This is a genomic window from Pseudomonas brassicae, from assembly GCF_010671725.1.
Lineage (GTDB): Bacteria > Pseudomonadota > Gammaproteobacteria > Pseudomonadales > Pseudomonadaceae > Aquipseudomonas > Aquipseudomonas brassicae.
This window is the reverse complement of sequence record NZ_JAAHBU010000029.1, coordinates 1-20,147: the sequence shown is the minus strand read 5'-3', so window position 1 is coordinate 20,147 and position 20,147 is coordinate 1. Positions and strand designations below refer to the sequence as shown.

At 63.0% G+C, this 20,147-nt stretch carries 14 protein-coding genes and 4 pseudogenes; 9 read left to right on the top strand and 9 right to left on the bottom strand.

The features are described 5' to 3' along the window. Positions 1 to 147 precede the first annotated feature (147 nt). Together G3436_RS02875 and gpmI are read right to left on the bottom strand one after the other, a co-directional pair. A complete protein-coding gene (locus G3436_RS02875; RefSeq protein ID WP_243666994.1) occupies positions 148 to 1,440 on the bottom strand; it encodes a murein hydrolase activator EnvC family protein in 1,293 nt (430 codons plus the stop codon). 128 nt (positions 1,441 to 1,568) lie between these two features. Next, positions 1,569 to 3,104, bottom strand: a complete 1,536-nt coding sequence (gene gpmI / locus G3436_RS02870; protein ID WP_163941063.1) for a 2,3-bisphosphoglycerate-independent phosphoglycerate mutase — start codon at positions 3,102 to 3,104, stop codon at positions 1,569 to 1,571. Positions 3,105 to 3,317: 213 nt separating this feature from the next. On the opposite strand from gpmI, the gene G3436_RS02865 reads away from it, so the two are divergent. Genes G3436_RS02865 through secB form a run of 3 tightly spaced genes read left to right on the top strand, consistent with a single transcriptional unit; the run spans position 3,318 to position 4,513 of the window. After that, a complete protein-coding gene (locus G3436_RS02865) occupies positions 3,318 to 3,734 on the top strand; it encodes a rhodanese-like domain-containing protein (protein ID WP_163941060.1) in 417 nt (138 codons plus the stop codon). Between the two features lies 1 nt (position 3,735). Further along, a complete protein-coding gene (gene grxC / locus G3436_RS02860) occupies positions 3,736 to 3,990 on the top strand; it encodes a glutaredoxin 3 (RefSeq protein ID WP_163941057.1) in 255 nt (84 codons plus the stop codon). Positions 3,991 to 4,024: 34 nt separating this feature from the next. Further along, positions 4,025 to 4,513, top strand: a complete 489-nt coding sequence (gene secB / locus G3436_RS02855; RefSeq protein ID WP_163941054.1) for a protein-export chaperone SecB — start codon at positions 4,025 to 4,027, stop codon at positions 4,511 to 4,513. Positions 4,514 to 4,562: 49 nt separating this feature from the next. Here the strand turns inward: secB and G3436_RS02850 are convergent, their stop codons facing one another. Then, positions 4,563 to 5,018 carry a tRNA (cytidine(34)-2'-O)-methyltransferase gene (locus tag G3436_RS02850; protein ID WP_163941052.1) on the bottom strand — a complete coding sequence of 152 codons (456 nt, stop codon included), beginning with the start codon at positions 5,016 to 5,018 and terminating at the stop codon, positions 4,563 to 4,565. Between G3436_RS02850 and G3436_RS02845 the strand changes: the two are divergent. After that, positions 5,017 to 5,453, top strand: a pseudogene (locus G3436_RS02845) (hypothetical protein). The gene G3436_RS02850 and the pseudogene G3436_RS02845 sit on opposite strands and share 2 nt — an antisense overlap. 307 nt (positions 5,454 to 5,760) lie before the next feature. On the opposite strand, the gene ntrC reads toward G3436_RS02845, so the two are convergent. The 3 genes and pseudogenes from ntrC to glnA all read right to left on the bottom strand — a co-directional run bounded on the left by ntrC (position 5,761) and on the right by glnA (position 10,122). Next, positions 5,761 to 7,197 carry a nitrogen regulation protein NR(I) gene (ntrC, locus tag G3436_RS02840; RefSeq protein ID WP_163941050.1) on the bottom strand — a complete coding sequence of 479 codons (1,437 nt, stop codon included), beginning with the start codon at positions 7,195 to 7,197 and terminating at the stop codon, positions 5,761 to 5,763. Then, positions 7,194 to 8,278, bottom strand: a pseudogene (gene glnL / locus G3436_RS02835) (nitrogen regulation protein NR(II)). Before glnL ends, ntrC begins: the two are co-directional and overlap by 4 nt. 440 nt (positions 8,279 to 8,718) lie before the next feature. Next, positions 8,719 to 10,122 (bottom strand): annotated as a pseudogene (glnA, locus tag G3436_RS02830) (glutamate--ammonia ligase). Positions 10,123 to 10,452: 330 nt separating this feature from the next. On the opposite strand from glnA, the gene thiI reads away from it, so the two are divergent. Continuing rightward, positions 10,453 to 11,907 carry a tRNA uracil 4-sulfurtransferase ThiI gene (thiI, locus tag G3436_RS02825; protein ID WP_163941047.1) on the top strand — a complete coding sequence of 485 codons (1,455 nt, stop codon included), beginning with the start codon at positions 10,453 to 10,455 and terminating at the stop codon, positions 11,905 to 11,907. A gap of 128 nt (positions 11,908 to 12,035) precedes the next feature. Continuing rightward, entirely contained in the window at positions 12,036 to 13,856 is a 1,821-nt protein-coding gene (gene typA / locus G3436_RS02820; protein ID WP_163941044.1) for a translational GTPase TypA, read from the top strand. A gap of 159 nt (positions 13,857 to 14,015) precedes the next feature. Here typA and G3436_RS02815 read toward each other — a convergent pair whose 3' ends face one another. Further along, positions 14,016 to 14,420 carry a YkgJ family cysteine cluster protein gene (locus G3436_RS02815; RefSeq protein ID WP_163941041.1) on the bottom strand — a complete coding sequence of 135 codons (405 nt, stop codon included), beginning with the start codon at positions 14,418 to 14,420 and terminating at the stop codon, positions 14,016 to 14,018. A gap of 199 nt (positions 14,421 to 14,619) precedes the next feature. On the opposite strand from G3436_RS02815, the pseudogene G3436_RS02810 reads away from it, so the two are divergent. The 3 genes and pseudogenes from G3436_RS02810 to G3436_RS02800 all read left to right on the top strand — a co-directional run bounded on the left by G3436_RS02810 (position 14,620) and on the right by G3436_RS02800 (position 18,821). Continuing rightward, positions 14,620 to 17,068, top strand: a pseudogene (locus G3436_RS02810) (glycogen/starch/alpha-glucan phosphorylase). Positions 17,069 to 17,210: 142 nt separating this feature from the next. Beyond that, positions 17,211 to 18,221 (top strand): class 1 fructose-bisphosphatase, encoded by a 1,011-nt coding sequence (locus G3436_RS02805; protein WP_043862187.1) that lies wholly within the window; start codon positions 17,211 to 17,213, stop codon positions 18,219 to 18,221. Between the two features lie 3 nt (positions 18,222 to 18,224). After that, a complete protein-coding gene (locus G3436_RS02800) occupies positions 18,225 to 18,821 on the top strand; it encodes a DUF924 family protein (protein ID WP_163941039.1) in 597 nt (198 codons plus the stop codon). 114 nt (positions 18,822 to 18,935) lie between these two features. Here G3436_RS02800 and G3436_RS28710 read toward each other — a convergent pair whose 3' ends face one another. Both G3436_RS28710 and G3436_RS28705 read right to left on the bottom strand, forming a co-directional pair. Then, on the bottom strand, positions 18,936 to 19,523 hold the full coding sequence (locus G3436_RS28710; protein ID WP_420801167.1) for a methyl-accepting chemotaxis protein: 588 nt from the start codon (positions 19,521 to 19,523) through the stop codon (positions 18,936 to 18,938). Further along, positions 19,523 to 20,147: methyl-accepting chemotaxis protein (locus G3436_RS28705; protein WP_420801166.1), on the bottom strand; the 625-nt coding region annotated here is incomplete at its 5' end. The genes G3436_RS28710 and G3436_RS28705, both read right to left, overlap by 1 nt.

The following is a 20,147-nucleotide window of genomic DNA, read 5'->3' as shown; positions in this document are numbered from 1 at the left end:
GCCGATGACCAGGGCAATGGTCAGGGCCAGCGAGGTAAGGCGAGGCGTATGCAGCATGTCGAACGAACTCCTGATCCTGGTTTTGCCCCGTAGGGAGCGTCGCTGGCGCCGAATGCCGGCAGCAGCGTGAAGTAAGCGGTAGTGCCCCTATCCCTGGGCACGGCACCATTGTGTCGGGTCGCTCGGGCGGCCTTGCTGGCGAATCGCGAAGTACAGCGCCGAGGTGTTTTGCCCGCCGCTGTCGCCAACGGTGGAGATCGCTTCACCCGGCTTGACCACGTCGCCGGCACTCTTGAGCAGCGTCTGGTTGTGGCCGTACAGGCTCAGGTAACCGTTGCCGTGGTCGAGAATGACCAGAAGTCCGGCGCCGCGCAACCAGTCGGCAAACACCACGCGCCCGCCGTGCACGGCGTGTACCCGGCTACCGGCGGACGCGCTGATCATCACCCCGTCCCACTTGGCGCGGGCATCATCGCCACGGGTTTCACCAAAGCGTGCCAGCAGTCGACCATTGACCGGCCATGGAAGTTTGCCGCGGGCAGCAGAAAAAGCGCCGCCAAACGCCGCGCCGTCGCTGGACACCAGCGCGCCGGGCACCGTCTTGGGCGGTTTGGGTGCGTCGTCGTTGTCGGCCTTGGCAGCCAGGGCGTCGCGCTGGCGCTGCTTCTCGGCTTCCTGGGCGGCCAGCAGTGCACGCTGGCGCGCTTCTTCGGCTTCACGGGCCTGACGCGCGAGGGTTTCCTCGATGGTCTTGAGCACACGGCTCAGGTCGGCCTGGTCCTGCACGCGGGCGGCGAGCTTCTGGTCGCGTTCCTTGACGTCGCTGTTGAGCTTGGCGAGCACCTGCTGGCGCTCGGCGCGGACTTTTTCCAGGTCCTGGCGCTGGCTTTCGAGGGTGCCTTGCTGGGCCAGCAACTGAGCCTGTTGCAGGGCGATGTCCTTTTCGACATTGGCCAGTTGTCGCAACGTTTCGTTGAAGCTGCGCAGTTGTTCCAGGCGCGCCTTGCTCAGGTAGTCGTAGTAGGTCAGGGTGCGGGCGAATTTTTCGGGGTTCTGCTGGTTGAGCAGCAGCTTGAGGTATTCCTCGCGGCCGTTCTGGTAGGCCGACCGGGCCTGGATGGCAATCAGTCGCTGTTGTTCAACGCGGGCGCTCTGGAGTTTTTTTTTCTCTTTATCGAGGCGCTCCAGCTCGCCCTCGGTCTTTTTTAGTTCCTGTTGCAGGGCCTCCACCTGCTTTTCCAGCTTGCCGATGTCGGTTTCGGTACTGCGCAGGTCTTTCTGCGCGCCGGACTTCTCCTGCTGCAACTGGCCGAGCAGTTTTTTAAGCTCGGCAATATCCTGGCGCGTGGCGTCCAGTTGCTGCTGGGTTTGCGCGCGCTCGTCGGCGAACGCCGGGCCGAACAGGCAGGTCAGGGCTATGAGGATCAGGGCGCGAAGCATGGAGTAGGCAAAACCTGGGATAGAGACTGGCCTAGTATGCCCGCCATGGGCGCCAAAAAAAACGCCCCAAGGCAACTGCTTTGGGGCGTTTGTCCGGAAAACCGACCGTTGTGGCCGGTTTGCCCAGCTCAGGCGTCGACGAGGATCGAAGTACCGGTCATTTCTGCCGGTATTTCCAGGCCCAGCAGCGTCAGCATAGTCGGCGCCACGTCGGCCAGTACGCCGCCTTCACGCACCTTCAGGGCACGCTTGCCGACATAGATGAAGGGCACAGGCTCGGTGGTATGGGCGGTGTGCGCCTGGCCGGTGCACTCGTCTTCCATCTGCTCGACGTTGCCGTGGTCGGCGGTGATCAGCGCTTCGCCGCCCACCTTGTCGAGGGCCTCGACGATGCGCCCCACGCACAGGTCCAGGGCTTCGACGGCCTTGACCGCCGCCTCGAACACGCCGCTGTGGCCGACCATGTCGCCGTTGGCGTAGTTGACCACGATCACGTCATAGCGCTGCTGCTCGATGGCCTCGACGATGCGGTCGGTGACTTCGGGTGCGCTCATTTCCGGCTGCAGGTCGTAGGTGGCAACCTTGGGCGACGGGATCAGGATGCGCTCTTCGCCTTCGAACGGTTCTTCGCGCCCGCCGGAGAAGAAGAAGGTCACGTGGGCATACTTCTCGGTTTCGGCGATGCGCAGCTGGGTCTTGCCCTGTTTGGCCAGGTATTCGCCCAGCACGTTGTTCAGGCTGCCCGGCGCGAATGCGGCCGGTGCGGCGATCTTGGCCGAGTACTGGGTCAGGCCGATATAGGCGGCCAGCTTGGGCAGGCGCGCACGCGGGAACTCGTTGAAGTCCGGTTCTACGAACACGCGCGACAGTTCGCGGGCGCGGTCGGCGCGAAAGTTCATGAAGATCACCGCATCGCCGTCCTCGACCGTGACCGCCTCGCCAATACGCGTGGCCTTGACGAACTCGTCGCTCTCGCCGCGTGCGTAGGCGGCTTCAAGGCCGGCCGTGGCGCTGTCGGCGGTGAACTCGGCGGTGCTGTCGACGATCAGGTTGTAGGCGGTGCTGACGCGGTCCCAGCGGTTGTCGCGGTCCATCGCGAAGTAACGGCCGATGAGGCTCGCGATACGGCCCTTGCCGAGTTTGGCGAAGGTGGCGTCAAGCAGTTCGATCGACGACTGCGCGCTCTTGGGCGGGGTATCACGGCCGTCGAGGAAGGCGTGCAGGTAGATCTTCTCGGCGCCCCGTTGCGCGGCCAGCTCGGCCATCGCCACCAGGTGGTCCTGATGGCTGTGCACGCCACCGTCGGAGAGCAGGCCGAGGATGTGCACCGCCTTGCCGGCGCCCACCGCCTTGTCCACCGCGCCGCACAGCACCGGGTTCTCGAAGAACTCGCCATCCTTGATGGCCTTGGTCACGCGGGTGAAGTCCTGGTACACCACGCGCCCGGCACCCAGGTTCATGTGGCCCACTTCGGAGTTGCCCATCTGCCCGTCGGGCAGCCCCACGTCCATGCCCGAGCCCGAGATCAGGCCGTGCGGCTGGGTCGCGCGCAGGCGGTCGTACACCGGCGTGGTGGCCGAATAGATGGCGTTGTATTCGTGGCTTTCGCTGTGACCGAAACCATCCAGGATGATCAGGACCAAGGGTTTTGGCGTGCTCGTCATCAATCCCACTCGCGCTTGTTCAGATGATAAAGACCCGCATTTTAGGGCAAATTGGCCATCGCTGACGAATTAACCTTGCGCGCCAGGCCGTGCGGGCCGACGGGCTGCAGCCCGGCAATGAGAATTACTGTCGACAACCGCGTGTGGCGGGCTTTGGCCGGCCTTGGGGGCTGTGTATACTGCCCATCATTTTTAACGGCCCGGAACCCTCTGATGGTTGCTCACCTGATTGAATTCGCGACAACTCACTATCTGCTGGTAGGTATCTTCGTCGTTCTGCTGGTCCTGCTGATCGTTACCGAAGCGCGCAAGGGCGGCCGCAGCCTGAGCACCGGCGAGCTGACCGCGCTGGTCAACAGCGACAAGGGCCTGGTCGTCGACATCCGCACGTCCAAGGACTACGCCGCCGGTCACATCGTCGGCGCGCTGAACATTCCACAGGACAAGTTCGCCGCGCGCATCGGCGAGCTGGAAAAGCACAAGGCCAACAAGACCCTGATCGTGGTCGACAACATGGGCCAGCATGCTGGCGCCGTGTGCCGCGACCTGCTCAAGGCCGGCTTCACCGCCGCCAAGCTGTCGGGTGGCGTGTCGAGCTGGAAAGCCGACAACCTGCCGCTGGTGAAGTGACATGAGCAACGTCATCGTCTACTCCAGCGACTACTGCCCTTACTGCTCCCAGGCCAAGCGCCTGCTGCAGAACAAAGGCGTGGCCTTCGAAGAGATCAAGGTCGATGGCAAGCCCCAGGTGCGCGCCGAGATGAGCCAGAAGGCCGGCCGTACCTCGGTGCCGCAGATCTGGATCGGCAGCACCCACGTCGGCGGTTGCGACGACCTGTATGCCCTTGAGCGCGCCGGCAAGCTCGACGCCCTGCTCAAGGCCTGAATCCCCTACAAGACCCTGCAAGGAAGGATCTGTCATGACTGAAGAACAGAACAACGGCGCTGCTGCAGCCGACGAAAGCGCCCCGCAATTCTCCCTGCAGCGCATCTATGTGCGCGACCTGTCGTTCGAAGCGCCGAAAAGCCCGGCGATCTTCCGCCAGCAGTGGGAGCCGAGCGTCGCGCTGGACCTGAACACCAAGCAGAAAGGCCTGGAAGGCGACTTCCACGAAGTCGTGCTGACCCTGTCGGTCACGGTCAAGAACGGTGAAGAGGTTGCCTTCATCGCTGAAGTGCAGCAGGCCGGTATCTTCCTGATCAAGAACCTCGACCCGGCGTCGATGAGCCACACCCTGGGCGCGTTCTGCCCGAACATCCTGTTCCCGTACGCGCGTGAAGCGCTGGACAGCCTGGTGACCCGTGGTTCGTTCCCGGCCCTGATGCTGTCGCCGGTGAACTTCGATGCCCTGTACGCGCAAGAAATGCAGCGCATGCAGGAAGCCGGCGAAGCGCCGTCGCTGCAGTAAGCGGCCCGCAATACGCTGAAAGCGCCCCTCGGGGCGCTTTTTTCATGGGTCAGGCAAAGCCCTGCTGGCGCCAGGCTTCGTACACCGCCACGGCCACGGTGTTGGACAGGTTCAGGCTGCGACAGCCTTCGCGCATCGGCAGGCGCAGGCGCTGATCGCTGCCCAGCGTATCCAGTACCTCGGCGGGCAGGCCGCGGCTTTCGGGGCCGAACAGGAAGGCATCGCCGGGTGCGAAGGCGGCGTCATGAAAGGGCCGCGAGCCCTTGGTGGTAAAGGCGAACAGGCGCGGATTGCCCAGGTTTGCAAGGCAGCTGGGCAGGTCGGCGTGGCGCTTGAGTGTGGCGTACTCGTGGTAATCCAGGCCAGCACGGCGCAGGCGCTTGTCGTCCAGTTCGAAGCCGATCGGGTCGATCAGGTGCAGGTGGCAGCCGCTGTTGGCGCACAGCCGTATAATGTTGCCGGTATTCGGTGGAATTTCCGGTTGAAAAAGGATGACGTGAAACATGCACGGCTCCGAGCATAAAGATGACGAGCATTCTACCTGTGAACCGGACCCGCGTTCGCAACTATGGCCGCGCGTGCTGTTTTCGCTGGCACTGTTCGGGATGTTGGTGGGCCTGATGATCGGGCGCCTGACTGCGCCCGAGCCACGGGTGCTGGAGCGGGTCGAGGTGGTGGCCGATGGTTTGAACCTGTGGTTCAACGAACAGCCGCAGCTGCATGGCGAGGAAGTGGAGGGCACGCTGGTGCTGGTGTTCGAGGCCAGTGGGCGCAGCCAGAAGGGTCAGCTGGAGCTGGCCGGCAAGCCCGTGGCGTGGCGTTTGCAGAAGAGTGACAAGGGGCTGCTGTTGAGCCTGGTGGCGGCCCGTGCGCTGCACGGCGACTGGGCCGGCGAGCAGCGGACGGGCGCTGGAGGGTGCAGGTGAGGCTGCACGAATAAAAGAGGGGATTCCCCGGCCTGCCTGTACCAAGGTCCCCAAAACTGGGTTGTGCTTAGGTATATGCAGGGGCTGTGCCAAGTTTGTTTGGCCAGTGAAACCCAGGGTTTTGCAGGTTTGGCGGCACAGGGCGGGGGATTTTTGCCTTCAGGCGGTGCAGTGGCGGCGGCAGTGGTGCAGGAATAGGGCAGGCGCGTGGTGTTTGTGCTGACCCTTTCGCTGGCAAGCCAGCTCCCACAGGGTTACCAGTGTTCTGTAGAGATGCACTGTACCTGTGGGAGCTGGCTTGCCAGCGAAGGGGCCGGTAGCTCAGGCCTCGTCGTCGCCGTCGTCGTCCCCGCCGTCGACCTTCATGCCCAGTTCCTTGATCTTGCGCGTGAGGGTGTTGCGCCCCCAGCCCAGCAGCACCGCCGCATCACGCCGGCGCCCGGCCGTGTGCTTGAGCGCGGTCTCGATCATGATCCGCTCGAAACTCGGCACTGCGCTGTCCAGCAGGTTCGACTGGCCTCGGGTCAGCGCCTGGTCGGCCCACTGGCGCAGGGCCTGCTCCCAGTTGGTGACCGGGGCTGCGTCCTGCGGCAGGTTGAGCAGCTCGGGCGGCAGGTCGCCAATATGCACCTCGCGCCCCGACGCCATCACGGTGATCCAGCGGCAGGTGTTCTCCAGCTGGCGCACGTTGCCCGGCCACGGCAGGTTGCGGATGAACTCCTCGGTTTCCGGCTTGAGCAGCTTGGGCTCCACCGACAGCTCCTGCGCGGCACGCCCCAGGAAGTGCCGCGCCAGGGTCGGGATGTCTTCGCGACGGTCGGCCAGGCGCGGGATGTGGATGCGGATCACGTTCAGGCGGTGGAACAGGTCTTCACGGAACTTGCCGGCCTGCACCAGGGTTTCCAGGTTCTGGTGGGTGGCGGCGATGATGCGCACATCCACCTTCACCGGCACATGCCCGCCCACCCGGTAGAACTCGCTGTCTGCCAGCACCCGCAGCAAGCGGGTCTGGGTGTCGGCCGGCATGTCGCCGATCTCGTCGAGGAACAGCGTACCGCCGTCGGCCTGCTCGAAGCGCCCGCGGCGCAGGTTGGCCGCGCCGGTGAACGCGCCCTTTTCGTGGCCGAACAGCTCGGACTCCATCAGGTCCTTGGGGATCGCCGCCATGTTCAGCGCAATGAACGGCGACGCCGCACGCGGGCTGTGGCGGTGCAGGGCGTGCGCCACCAGCTCCTTGCCGGTGCCCGACTCGCCGTTGATCAGCACGGTGATGTTGGAGTGGCTCAGGCGACCGATGGCGCGAAACACCTCCTGCATCGCCGGTGCTTCACCGATGATCTCGGGGGTGCGGGTCAACGCCTGCGGCTCGGCCATGCCCTGCTGTTCCTGGGCGTGCTGGTTGGCGCGCTTGACCAGCGACACTGCTTCGTCGACGTCGAACGGCTTGGGCAGGTATTCGAACGCACCGCCCTGGTACGAGGCCACGGCGCTGTCCAGGTCCGAATGCGCGGTCATGATGATCACCGGCAGGCGCGGGTGCTGCTCGCGGATCTGCGCCAGCAGGTCCAGGCCGCTGGCGCCGGGCATGCGGATGTCGGAAATGATCACATCCGGCTGCTGGCGGGCCAGGCGGCTCATGACGCCATCGGCACTGTCGAAGCTCTGGGTGGTCATGCCTTCCTGTTGCAGGGCTTTTTCCAGCACCCAACGGATGGAGCGGTCGTCATCGACGATCCAGACAGTTTCGCTACGGCTCATGAAGAAGTGGCTCCTTGTTCCAGCGGCAGGAAGATCGAAAATGTGGTGTGGCCAGGGTGGCTGTCACATTCGATCAGGCCCTGGTGCTGGCTGATGATGTTCTGGGTAATGGCCAGGCCCAGCCCGGTACCGTCCGGGCGACCGCTGACCATGGGATAGAAGAGGGTGTCTTGCAGTTCCGCCGGGATGCCGGGGCCGTTGTCGATGATCTCGATGCGCGCCACCAGGCGATGGCGCGTATGGCCGATGGTGAACTGACGCATGGCGCGGCTGCGCAGGCTGATGCGGCCCAGGCGCAGCTCGTTCTGGCCGCTGATGGCCTGCATGGCGTTGCGCACGATGTTGAGCACCGCCTGGATCATCTGCTCGCGGTCGATCAGTACGTCGGGCAGGCTCGGGTCGTAGTCGCGCACCAGGGTGATGCCGCCCTGGCTCTCGGCCTCCACCAGGCTGCACACGCGTTCCAGCACCTCGTGGATGTTGGTCATGGCCAGTGATGGCAGCTTGTTCGAACCGAGCATGCGGTCGACCAGGTTACGCAGGCGGTCGCCTCTTCGATGATGACGTTGGTGTAGTCCTTGAGGCCGTTATCGGGCAGTTCGCGGGCCAGCAGTTGCGCCGCGCCCCGGATGCCGCCCAGCGGGTTCTTGATTTCGTGAGCCATGCCGCGCACCAGCATCTTGGTGGTTTCCTGTTTGGACAACTGCGCCTCTTCCTTGGTGATGCGCAGTAGCCGGTCGCGCGGGTGCACTTCGAGCAGCAACAGGGTCTGGCCCTTGCTCAGGATCGGGGTCACGGCGTAGTCGACGGTCAGGGTCTGCCCGGTGAGCGCGGTGAGCATGGCTTCGCGCTTGGTGAACGGATGCGCGTGCTCGACCGCCTGGCGCAGCGAATTGAGCGCCTCGGTCGACTCGGTGAACAGCTCGCTGATGAACTGGCCATGGCTGCGCTGGCCGCTGATGGCCAGGAGCATTTCCGCTGCGGGGTTCATGTACTCAAGGCGCAGCTCGGCGTTGAGCAGAATGGTGGCAGTGGTCAGGTTGTCGAGTAGCAGTCGGTGCAGTGCATCGCTGATGGTCATGGGGCGTCGTTGACCTCGTTTGGCACAGTGCAGCCTTGGCCGGGGCCAGGGTCGCGCGCGCTGGTAATCCGCGGATACGAAGAAAATGCAAAAATTAAACCAAGGCTCCGAAAAGAAGCGGTATTCCCTGAAATAGGGCCATGGCTGCGCAAAAAATGACTGGGTTTTGAAATTTGAGCTGATTTTTGAACCAAAATGGGCTGTTGGTGCATGGGTAGCGCTACCGCATGCACCATTGTAGAGCACGATCTGTGCTGATGCTTTCGCGGGCAAGCCGGCTCCCACAGGATGACCATCGCTCTTGAGAGCGGCGCAGAAACTGTGGGAGCTGGCTTGCCAGCGAAGAGGCCCGCACGAGCCCCCTTGAATCCGAGGCAAAAAAAAGGCCTCCCGAAATGGAAGGCCTCTCTGGTTACGCCGCGTGAGCGAGCGTCACAGGCTTAGCAGCTGTAGTACAGCTCGTATTCCAGTGGGTGTACAAAGGTACGGACCCGGATTTCTTCTTCGCTCTTGAGCGCGATGTAGGCATCGATGAAGTCGTCGGAGAACACGCCGCCCTTGGTCAGGAACGCACGGCCCTTGTCCAGCTCTTCCAGGGCTTCTTTCAGGCTGCCACAAACCTGCGGGATCTCTTTGGCCTCTTCAGGCGGCAGGTCGTACAGGTTCTTGTCGCCGCATCGCCAGGGTGGATCTTGTTCTGGATACCGTCCAGGCCGGCCATCAGCAGGGCAGCGAAGGCCAGGTACGGGTTGGCCGCCGGGTCCGGGAAGCGTGCTTCGATACGGCGGGCTTTAGGGCTCGACACGTAAGGAATGCGGATCGAAGCAGAACGGTTGCGCGCCGAGTAGGCCAGCATGACCGGGGCTTCGAAGCTGGTACCAGGCGCTTGTAGGAGTTGGTCGACGGGTTGGTGAAACCGTTCAGGGCCTTGCCGTGCTTGATGATGCCGCCGATGAAGTACAGGGCGGTGTCGGACAGGCCGGCATAGCCTTCACCGGCGAAGGTGTTCTTGCCGTCTTTCCAGATCGACATGTGCACGTGCATGCCCGAGCCGTTGTCGCCATACAGCGGCTTGGGCATGAAGGTAGCGGTGCGGCCGTAAGCGTCGGCAACGTTGTGCACGACGTATTTCAGGGTCTGAACTTCGTCAGCTTTTTTCACCAGGGTGTTGAACTTCACACCGATTTCGTTCTGACCGGCGGTCGCACTTCGTGGTGGTGAACTTCTACGGTCTGGCCCATTTCTTCCAGTGCGTTGCACATGGCAGTACGGATTTCGTGGTCGTGGTCGAACGGCGGCACCGGGAAGTAGCCGCCTTTGACGCCTGGCCGGTGGCCTTTGTTGCCGCCTTCCACGTCCTGGTCGGACATCCACGAGCCTTGCTCGGAGAAGATCTTGAACATCGAGCCGGAGATGTCGGACTTGAACTTCACTTCGTCGAAGATGAAGAACTCAGGCTCTGGGCCGGCGAACACGGTGTCACCGATGCCGGTCGACTTCAGGAACTCTTCGGCTTGCTTGGCGATCGCGCGCGGGTCGCGGTCGTAGCCTTGCATGGTCGAAGGTTCGATGATGTCGCAGACCAGGATCAGGGTCGGCTCTTCGGTGAACGGGTCGAGCACGGCAGTGGCGTCGTCCGGCATCAGGATCATGTCGGAGGCTTCGATGCCTTTCCAGCCGGCGATGGACGAACCGTCGAACATCTTGCCGGCTTCGAAGAAGTCGTCTTCCAGCGCGTCACGGGCTGGCATGGTGACGTGGTGCTGGGTGCCTTTGGTGTCAGTGAAGCGCAGATCAATCCATTTAACGTCATGATCTTTGATGAGTTGAACCGACTTCGACATGGTGTCCTCCGGGTGGGGTAGAGCGTGCCTGTGCAGCCCTGTAATGTGGGTGATGCCGGGCGCGAATAGTCCGCCAAGGCAACCTGCCTCACAAGGGAGCAAATTGCATGCCAGTGCCCCGAGTTGGGTTTTTCGCCCCATTCTCAAGCGTTTGGGGGCGGTAACCGCGTTTTCAGGCTTTTTTCTGCACCCTTACGAGGCGTTTTGTATGCCTGGCGACCCAAAACAGTGCACTGAAAACCTTCTGTACAAAAGTTGCTCAAACCTTGAGCGATTTCCGCTATAATCCGCGCCCCTTCTTTTTCGGCTGGCCATGCGCGCGCTGTTTTCATGAAACTAATCGTCAAAGTATTCCCAGAGATCACCATCAAGAGCCGCCCGGTTCGCAAGCGTTTCATCCGTCAACTGGGCCGCAACATCCGTACCGTGCTCAAGGACCTCGATCCTGCGCTCGCGGTCGATGGTGTCTGGGACAATCTGGAGGTGGTCACCCGCCTGGACGACGAGAAAGTGCTGCGCGAGATGACCGAGCGCCTCAGCTGCATGCCGGGCATCGCGCATTTCCTGCAGGTAGATGAATACCCGCTGGGCGACTTCGACGACATCGTCGCCAAGTGCAAGGCGCACTTCGGCCACCTGCTCGAAGGCAAGCATTTCGCCGTGCGCTGCAAGCGTGGCGGCCACCATGATTTCAGCTCGATGGACGTCGACCGTTATGTCGGCAGCCAGTTGCGCAAGCAGTGCGGCGCCGCCGGTATCGACCTGCGCAACCCCGAAGTGCAAGTGCGCATCGAGATCCGTGACAAGCGCCTGTACGTGATCCACAACCAGCACCAGGGCATCGGCGGCTACCCGCTGGGCGCGCTGGAGCAGACCCTGGTATTGATGTCCGGCGGGTTCGACTCCACCGTGGCGGCCTACCAGATGATGCGTCGCGGCCTGATGACCCACTTCTGCTTCTTCAACCTGGGCGGCCGTGCCCACGAGCTGGGCGTGATGGAAGTCGCGCACTACCTGTGGAAGAAATACGGCAGCAGCCAGCGCGTGCTGTTCGTCAGCGTGCCGTTCGAAGAGGTGGTGGGCGAGATCCTCGGCAAGGTCGACAACAGTTATATGGGCGTGACCCTCAAGCGCATGATGCTGCGCGCCGCGACCAACATCGCCGACCGCCTGCAGATCGACGCGCTGGTGACCGGCGAGGCGATCTCCCAGGTATCCAGCCAGACCCTGCCCAACCTTGCCGTGATCGATGCCGCCACCGAGAAGCTGGTGCTGCGCCCGTTGCTGGCCAGCCACAAGCAGGACATCATCGACCAGGCCACCGAAATCGGCACCGCCGAGTTCGCCAAGCACATGCCCGAATACTGCGGCGTGATCTCGGTGAACCCGACCACCTGCGCCAAGCGTCACCGTGTCGAGCATGAAGAGAAGCAGTTCGACATGGCCGTGCTCGAGCGCGCCCTGGAGCGTGCCCGCCTGGTGTCCATCGACAACGTGATCGATGAACTCGGCCAGGATATCCAGATCGAAGAAGTCAGCCAGGCGCTGGCCGGGCAGGTGGTGATCGACATTCGTCACCCCGATGCCCAGGAAGACCAGCCTCTGGAACTGGACGGCATCGAGGTCAAGCCCTTGCCGTTCTACGCCCTCAACAGTCGCTTCAAGGAACTGGACCCTACGCGCCAGTACCTGCTGTATTGCGACAAGGGTGTGATGAGTCGCCTGCATGCCCATCATCTACTGAGTGAGGGGCATGCCAATGTGCGCGTTTATCGTCCGACATAAGACGCCGGGGTTGTATGGCGGCAGTATCCGCCATCGCCCTCCCGACCGACGGGCCCGTTGAGCGCCGTTCATTCACATTCGCCGCCTAGACTGGGCGGCAACCCGAATCCTCTGATCGAGATACACAAGTGATCGAAAATCTACGCAACATCGCCATCATCGCCCACGTTGACCATGGTAAAACCACCCTGGTAGACAAACTCCTGCGTCAATCCGGCACCCTGGAGCGCAACGAGCTCAACGACGAGCGCGTGATGGACTCCAACGACCAGGAAAAAGAGCGCGGCATTACCATTCTGGCGAAAAACACCGCCATCAACTGGAACGGCTACCACATCAACATCGTGGACACCCCGGGCCACGCCGACTTCGGTGGTGAAGTAGAGCGCGTGATGTCGATGGTCGACTCCGTGCTGCTGCTGGTCGACGCTCAGGACGGCCCTATGCCGCAAACCCGTTTCGTGACCAAGAAGGCCTTCGAAGCCGGCCTGCGTCCGATCGTGGTGATCAACAAAGTCGACCGTCCGGGCGCGCGTCCTGACTGGGTGCTGGACCAGATCTTCGATCTGTTCGACAACCTGGGCGCCACCGAAGAGCAACTGGACTTCCAGGTTGTCTACGCCTCGGCCCTGAACGGCATTGCCGGCCTGGATCACACCGCCATGGGCGAAGACATGACCGCGCTGTACCAGGCGGTTGTCGATCACGTTCCAGCACCCGCTGTCGACCGTGACGGCCCGTTCCAGATGCAGATCTCGGCCCTGGACTACAACAGCTTCCTGGGTGTTATCGGCGTTGGCCGTATCGCCCGTGGTCGCGTCAAGCCGAACACCCCGGTGGTGGCGATCGACGTTGACGGCAAAGAGCGCAAAGGCCGCATCCTGAAGCTGATGGGTCACCACGGTCTGCACCGCGTCGACGTTGAAGAAGCAGCTGCCGGCGACATCGTCTGCATCAGCGGCTTCGACGAGCTGTTCATCTCCGACACCCTGTGCGACCCACTGAACGTCGAAGCGATGAAGCCGCTGACCGTTGACGAGCCAACCGTTTCCATGACCTTCCAGGTCAACGACTCGCCATTCTGCGGTAAAGAAGGCAAGTTCGTGACCTCGCGCAACATCAAGGAGCGTCTGGACAAAGAGCTGCTGTACAACGTTGCACTGCGCGTTGAAGAAGGCGACTCGGCTGACAAGTTCAAGGTGTCCGGCCGTGGTGAGCTGCACCTCTCGGTACTGATCGAAACCATGCGTCGCGAAGGCTTCGAAATGGCCCTGGGCCGTCCGGAAGTGATCATCCGTGAAGTCGACGGCGTGAAGCAGGAACCGTTCGAAAACGTGACCATCGACATCCCTGAAGAAGCGCAGGGCAAGGTCATGGAAGAGATGGGCCTGCGTAAGGGCGACCTGAGCAACATGGTGCCGGATGGCAAAGGCCGTGTTCGCCTGGAATACAACATCCCTGCTCGCGGTCTGATCGGTTTCCGTAACCAGTTCCTGACCCTGACCAACGGTGCTGGCATCCTGACCTCGATCTTCGATCGTTACGCGCCAGTGAAGTCGGGCCACATGTCCGGCCGTCAGAACGGCGTACTGGTTTCGGTAGAAACCGGCAAGGCACTGACCTACTCGCTGGAAACCCTGCAGGCGCGCGGCAAGCTGTTCGTCGAGCACGGCCAGGAGATCTACAACGGTCAGATCGTCGGCCAGAACAGCCGCGACAACGACCTGGGCGTCAACCCTACCAAGGGCAAGAAGCTCGACAACATGCGTGCTTCGGGCAAAGACGAAACCATCGCACTGGTTCCGCCTGTTCGCTTCACCCTGGAACAGGCCCTGGAATACATCCAGGAAGACGAGCTGTGCGAAGTCACGCCGAAGTCCATCCGTCTTCGCAAGAAGATCCTGGACGAAAGCGAGCGTACCCGCGCTGCCAAGAAAGCCAAGGCTTGATGTTCTAGCCCTCGCTGAATGAAAAACGCCCCCGGTCCAAAGGCCGCGTTTTTGTTTGTGCAAGGACTCAGACCGTACTGGCCCCTTCGCTGGCAAGCCAGCTCCCACCAGGACCGCGCAGATCCCTGTGGGCGCTGGCTTGCCAGCGAAGTTTTTCGGTCAGCGCGCCGCGGGCTTGGGCTTGTAGGCGCAATACCCCGGCCGCGGGCCGATCTTGGGATGGTTGCGGCAGGTGTCCGGGCGCTTGTCGTAAATGGTGCAGAAACGCGTCTTGCGGTCCAGGTACAGGCAATCGTCATTGCTCATGCGCTGCAAGGTGAAGATGCCGGACTTCTGGTTGAAGCGCTCGACAATGCCTTCTTTCTGCAAACGCTTGGCCACGTTCTTGGGCGGCTCGCCCGCTTCGAATTCATCCACCACGCCAATGCGGATCAGGTCCTTGAGCTTGACCTCCACCGGCAGGGTGCAGCAACTGGACACGCAGCCCCCGCACATATGGCTGGCATACCTCTGCCAGGTGTCCAGGCGGTCGAGTTCGGCGGCGGCAATCAGGGTCGGTTTCATCAGGCTCAGGTTATTAGATGTGCTGTGGGCGCGCGATCATACCGGAGTTGGTCAAAATGTGAACAACCATTTGCCGGCTTTGCGTGCAAGCGGTACTGCTTTTGCACAGAAACACGCGAACCTGGGCTATCGCTCCCGGTCGAACCGTCTAGGCTGAGAAATCTCCATCCGTATTCGTCAACTTGCCCGAGGACGTCGTATGTCTCAGGAACCACTCGCACGTGACGCAGAGGTGGCCGCGTTTCGCACCGCTGTACTGGAAAAGCTGACCTACGCCGTCGGCAAGGACCCCGAACACGCCTTCGAGCACGACTGGTTCGAAGCCATTGCCCTGGCCGCGCGCGACCACATGGTCGACCACTGGATGGACCATACCCGGCAGATCTACCGCAAAAGCCAGAAACGCGTGTACTACCTCTCCCTGGAGTTCCTGATCGGCCGCCTGCTCTACGACAGCCTGAGCAACCTCGGCCTGCTCGACATCGCCCGCGAGGCCCTGACCGGCCTGCACGTGGACCTGGAGCGCATCCGCCTGCTGGAGCCCGATGCGGCCCTGGGCAACGGTGGCCTGGGCCGGCTGGCGGCCTGTTTCATGGAAAGCATGTCGACCCTGGGCATCGCCGCCCACGGCTACGGCATCCGCTATGAGCACGGCCTGTTCCGCCAGGCAGTGGTGGACGGCTGGCAGCAGGAGCAGACCGAGAACTGGCTGGACTTCGGCAACCCGTGGGAGTTCGAGCGCGCCGAGGTGATCTACCCGATCAGCTTTGGCGGCAGCGTCGAGACCCGCCACGACGACGCCGGCCAGCCGCGCCAGGTGTGGTGGCCCGCCGAAACGGTGCGGGCGGTGGCGTATGACACGCCGGTGGTGGGCTGGCGCGCGCCAGCGTCAACACCTTGCGCCTGTGGCGTGCACGGGCCTTGGAAGAGCTGCACCTGGAGCGCTTCAACGCCGGCGATCACCTTGGCGCGGTGGCCGAAGTGGCCCGCGCCGAGTCGATCTCGCGGGTGCTGTACCCGGCCGACAGCACCGAGGCCGGCCAGGAACTGCGCCTGCGCCAGGAGTACTTTTTCGTCTCGCGTCGCTGCAGGACCTGCTGCGCCGCCACCTGAACATGAACCCCAGCCTGCTCAACCTGCACGAGAAGGCCGCGATCCAGCTCAACGACACCCACCCCTCGATTGCCGTGGCCGAGCTGATGCGCCTGCTGGTAGACCAGCACGAAGTGCCGTGGGACACCGCCTGGCAGCTCACCGTCGACACCCTGGCCTACACCAACCACACCCTGCTGCCCGAGGCGCTGGAGACCTGGTCGGTGGGGTTGATGGAGCGCATGCTGCCGCGCCACATGCAGATCATCTACCTGATCAACGCCTTTCACATCGATGCGCTGCGCGCCAAGGGCATCCATGACTTCGACGTGCTGCGCGCCGTTTCGCTGATCGAGGAAGACAACGGCCGCCGCGTGCGCATGGGCAACCTGGCGTTTCTCGGCTCGCACAGCGTCAACGGGGTGTCGGGGCTGCACACCAAGCTGATGCGCAGCACCGTGTTCTGCGAGATGCACAAGCTCTACCCCGAGCGGATCAACAACAAGACCAACGGCATCACCTTCCGCCGCTGGCTGTACCAGGCCAACCCGCCACTCACCGGCATGCTGGTGGAGGCGCTGGGCCCCGACGTGCTCGACGACCCCGAGAAGCACCTCAAGGGGCTCGAACCGTTCGCCGACAAGGCGGCGTTTCGCAAGGCCTTTGCCGAGCAGCGTCTGCACAGCAAGAAGGCCCTGGCCAACCTGATCCAGGAGCGCCTGGGCATCACGGTCAACCCCGAGGCGATGTTCGATGTGCAGGTCAAGCGCATCCACGAGTACAAGCGCCAGTTGCTCAACCTGCTGCACACCGTGGCGCTGTACCAGGCGATCCGCGCCGAGCCGGGCACCAACTGGGCGCCGCGGGTGAAGATCTTCGCCGGCAAGGCGGCGGCCAGCTATCACCAGGCCAAGCTGATCATCAAGCTGACCAACGACATCGCCAAGGTGGTCAACAACGACCCGACCGTGCGCGGCCTGCTCAAGGTGGTGTTCCTGCCCAACTACAACGTCAGCCTGGCCGAGAGCATCATCCCGGCGGCCGACCTGTCCGAGCAGATCTCCACCGCCGGCTACGAGGCCTCGGGCACCAGCAACATGAAGTTCGGCCTCAATGGTGCACTGACCATCGGTACGCTCGATGGCGCCAATGTGGAGATGTGCGAACACGTGGGCGCCGAGCACATGTTCATCTTCGGCCTGACGTCGCAACAGGTGGAGGCGCGCAAGCGCAGCGGCGACTTCGCCGCGAGCGCGGCCATCGGCGCCTCGTCGCGCCTCAACGACGTGCTGCAGGCGATCCGTGGCGGGGTGTTCTCGCCGGACGATCCCGGCCGCTACGTCGGCCTGATCGACGCGCTGGTCGCCTACGACCGGTTCCTGCTGTGTGCCGATTTCGACGCCTACTGGGACGCCCAGCAGCGCGTCGACGCGCTGTGGCACGAACCCAAGCTGTGGTGGCGCTCGGCCGTGCTCAACACGGCGCGCATGGGCTGGTTCTCCTCCGACCGCACCATCCGCGAGTACGCCAGCGAGATCTGGCAGGCACTCGAGTAGCCCGTCGACACCTGGCCCGGGGGCGTGAACCTTCGGGCCAATGTGCCGTCTGATCGGGCGAGCATGTCCTATTGCTCGCTAGCGCTTCACTCTCCCTGTAAACTGCGTGGGTTTTTTACTACCCCATCCTCCGGAGCCTTACATGTCCCGCGTTACCCTGAGTCGCTACCTGATTGAGCAGACCCGCAGCAACAGCACCCCTGCCGATCTGCGCTTCCTTATCGAAGTGGTGGCGCGTGCGTGCAAGGAAATCAGCCACAACGTGTCCAAGGGCGCCCTGGGCGGCGTGCTCGGCAGCATGGGCACCGAGAACGTGCAAGGCGAAGTCCAGAAGAAACTGGACGTGATCTCCAACGACATCCTGCTCGAAGCCAACGAGTGGGGCGGCCACCTGGCCGGCATGGCGTCCGAAGAGATGGACAACGCCTACCAGATCCCGGGCAAATACCCCAAGGGTGCCTACCTGCTGGTATTCGACCCGCTGGACGGTTCGTCGAACATCGACGTCAATGTCTCGGTCGGCACCATCTTCTCGGTACTGCGCTGCCCCAACGAGTACCTGAGCCAGAACGAAAGCCTGAACGAGCAGGCGTTCCTGCAGCCAGGCACCAAGCAGGTCGCCGCCGGTTACGCGATCTACGGCCCGCAGACCATGCTGATCCTGACCCTGGGCAATGGCGTCAAGGGCTTCACCCTGGACCGTGAGCTGGGCAGCTTCGTGCTCACCCACGAGAACATCCAGGTGCCGGAAACCACCGCCGAGTTCGCCATCAACATGTCCAACCAGCGCCACTGGGAAGCCCCGGTGACCCGCTATGTGGGCGAACTGCTGGCAGGCGAGACCGGCCCGCTGAAAAAGAACTACAACATGCGCTGGATCGCCTCGATGGTTGCCGACGTGCACCGCATCCTGACCCGTGGCGGCCTGTTCATGTACCCGCGTGACGCGCGCGAGCCTTCCAAGCCAGGCAAGCTGCGCCTGATGTACGAAGCCAACCCGATGTCGTTCATCATCGAGCAGGCCGGCGGTGCGTCCACCGACGGTCGCCAGCGCATCCTCGACATCCAGCCCGAAAGCCTGCACCAGCGTGTGGCGGTGTTCCTGGGTTCCAAGCAGGAAGTCGAGCGCGTCACGGGCTATCACCAGGAGTAAATCATGCTCGCACCTTGGCAGCCGTTGTTGGAATGGTGGTTCGGCTGGGGCAACAGCCCCCAGGCCGTGGCTGACGAGAAGAGTACGCTGTGGTTCGGCAAGCATCACGACGACGAGGCGCGCGAGCGCTTCGGCGAGCTGGCGGAGCAGGCCCTGGCTGGCGGGTTGGATGAATGGTTGGTGTGCCCGCAGGGGTGGCTGGGCCTGGTCCTGCTGCTGGACCAGCTGCCGCGCATGATCCACCGTGACACCCAGCAGGCCTTCGATGGCGACCGGCGTGCGCAGGTGCTGGTGATGCAGGGCCTGGACAAGGCCTGGGATTACCAGCTGCTGCCGATCCAGCGGGTGTTCATCCTGCTGGTGCTGGAGCATGCCGAGGTGCTGGACTGGCAGAACATCAGCATCGAGCGTTATCAGCTGTTGCTGGATGCGCAGCCTGACAGTGATCGACGCCTGTTCGAGGGGTTTCTCGACTATGCCGAGCAGCACCAGCGCGTGATTGCGCGGTTCGGTCGGTTCCCGCACCGCAACCTGCTGCTGGGGCGGCCGAGTACCGATGAAGAGATGGATTTTCTGCTGGAGCCGGGTTCACGGTTCTGATTGTGCGACCGACTTGCCGGCCCCTTCGCCGGCAAGCCGGCTCCCACAGGTTTTGTGTACACCTCATTTCCTTGTGGGAGCTGGCTTGCCAGCGAAGAGGTCGGCACAGCAGCCCTAGATCCTGAAGCTGCCCACCAGGTGCTTCAAGCGGTCCACCTGGCTCTCCAGGTCATTGCAGGCACGCAACGTCGCTTGCAGGTTCTCCACCCCTTCCTCATTCAGCGTATTGATCTCGGTGATGTCGACATTGATCGACTCGACCACCGCCGTCTGCTCTTCGGTGGCGGTCGCCACCGACTGGTTCATCCCGTCGATCTCGCCAATGCGCAGGGTCACGCTGCCCAGCCGTTCGCCGGCCTGGTTGGCGATGCCCACGCTGTGCTGGCTCTGGCGCTGACTCTCGGTCATGGTGCTGACCGCCACCTGGGCACCGGCCTGCAGCTCTTCGATGATCTTCTGCACCTGCTGCGCCGAGTCCTGGGTGCGGTGCGCCAGGTTGCGCACTTCATCGGCCACCACCGCAAAGCCGCGCCCGGCTTCACCGGCGCGCGCCGCCTCGATCGCCGCGTTGAGCGCCAGCAGGTTGGTCTGTTGGGAAATCCCGCTGATCACTTCAAGGATCTGCCCGATGTTCACCGTATTGGCATTGAGCATCTCGATGTTGGTGCATGAGTCGCTGATCTTGGTCGACAGCTGGTTCATCACCGCGATGGTCTGGTTGACCACGTCCTGCCCGTCGGCAGCCTGGTTGCGCGCTCGCTGGAATGCTGCGAGGCGAGGGCGGCGTTCTGTGCGATCTCCTGGGCAGCGGCGCCCAGCTGGTTGATCGCCGCCGCCACGCTGCTGGTGCGACCGCTCTGCTGGTCGGCATTGTGGATCGAGGCATTGGAGGCGCTGACCACGCGCAGCGCCACTTCGTTGACCTGACCGGTGGCCGAGGACACTTCGCGGATCGAATCGTGGATGCGCTCCACAAAGCGGTTGAACGACTTGCCCAGCATGCCGAACTCGTCATGCGCATGAATGCGCAGGCGCTTGGTCAGGTCGCCTTCGCCTTCGGCGATGTCGTGCATGGCGCGGCCCATCACGTGCAGCGGTTCCATCAGTACGCGGATCAGCACGCCCAGCAGCGCGATGATGATCAGCACGGCGATCAGCGTGGCGATGACAGCCGAGGTGCGGAATTCGCTGAGCATGGCGAAGGCGTAGTCCTGGTCGACCACCAGCGCCACGTACCAGTCGGCCGATGGCACGCCGTTGACGCGGGTGAAGCTGATGAACTGCTTGCGCCCGTCACCTCGACTTCCTTCAGGCCGCTGCCCAGTT

What these genes read in the sequence shown, in the direction of transcription:
- G3436_RS02875 (WP_243666994.1), bottom strand. Translation starts at nt 1,440, where the DNA reads ATGCTTCGCGCCCTGATCCTCATAGCCCTGACCTGCCTGTTCGGCCCG.
- G3436_RS02865 (WP_163941060.1), top strand. Translation starts at nt 3,318, where the DNA reads ATGGTTGCTCACCTGATTGAATTCGCGACAACTCACTATCTGCTGGTA.
- gpmI (WP_163941063.1), bottom strand. Translation starts at nt 3,104, where the DNA reads ATGACGAGCACGCCAAAACCCTTGGTCCTGATCATCCTGGATGGTTTC.
- G3436_RS02800 (WP_163941039.1), top strand. Translation starts at nt 18,225, where the DNA reads ATGCTCGCACCTTGGCAGCCGTTGTTGGAATGGTGGTTCGGCTGGGGC.
- grxC (WP_163941057.1), top strand. Translation starts at nt 3,736, where the DNA reads ATGAGCAACGTCATCGTCTACTCCAGCGACTACTGCCCTTACTGCTCC.
- G3436_RS02850 (WP_163941052.1), bottom strand. Translation starts at nt 5,018, where the DNA reads ATGTTTCACGTCATCCTTTTTCAACCGGAAATTCCACCGAATACCGGC.
- ntrC (WP_163941050.1), bottom strand. Translation starts at nt 7,197, where the DNA reads ATGAGCCGTAGCGAAACTGTCTGGATCGTCGATGACGACCGCTCCATC.
- thiI (WP_163941047.1), top strand. Translation starts at nt 10,453, where the DNA reads ATGAAACTAATCGTCAAAGTATTCCCAGAGATCACCATCAAGAGCCGC.
- G3436_RS28710 (WP_420801167.1), bottom strand. Translation starts at nt 19,523, where the DNA reads ATGAACCAGCTGTCGACCAAGATCAGCGACTCATGCACCAACATCGAG.
- secB (WP_163941054.1), top strand. Translation starts at nt 4,025, where the DNA reads ATGACTGAAGAACAGAACAACGGCGCTGCTGCAGCCGACGAAAGCGCC.
- G3436_RS02815 (WP_163941041.1), bottom strand. Translation starts at nt 14,420, where the DNA reads ATGAAACCGACCCTGATTGCCGCCGCCGAACTCGACCGCCTGGACACC.
- G3436_RS02805 (WP_043862187.1), top strand. Translation starts at nt 17,211, where the DNA reads ATGTCCCGCGTTACCCTGAGTCGCTACCTGATTGAGCAGACCCGCAGC.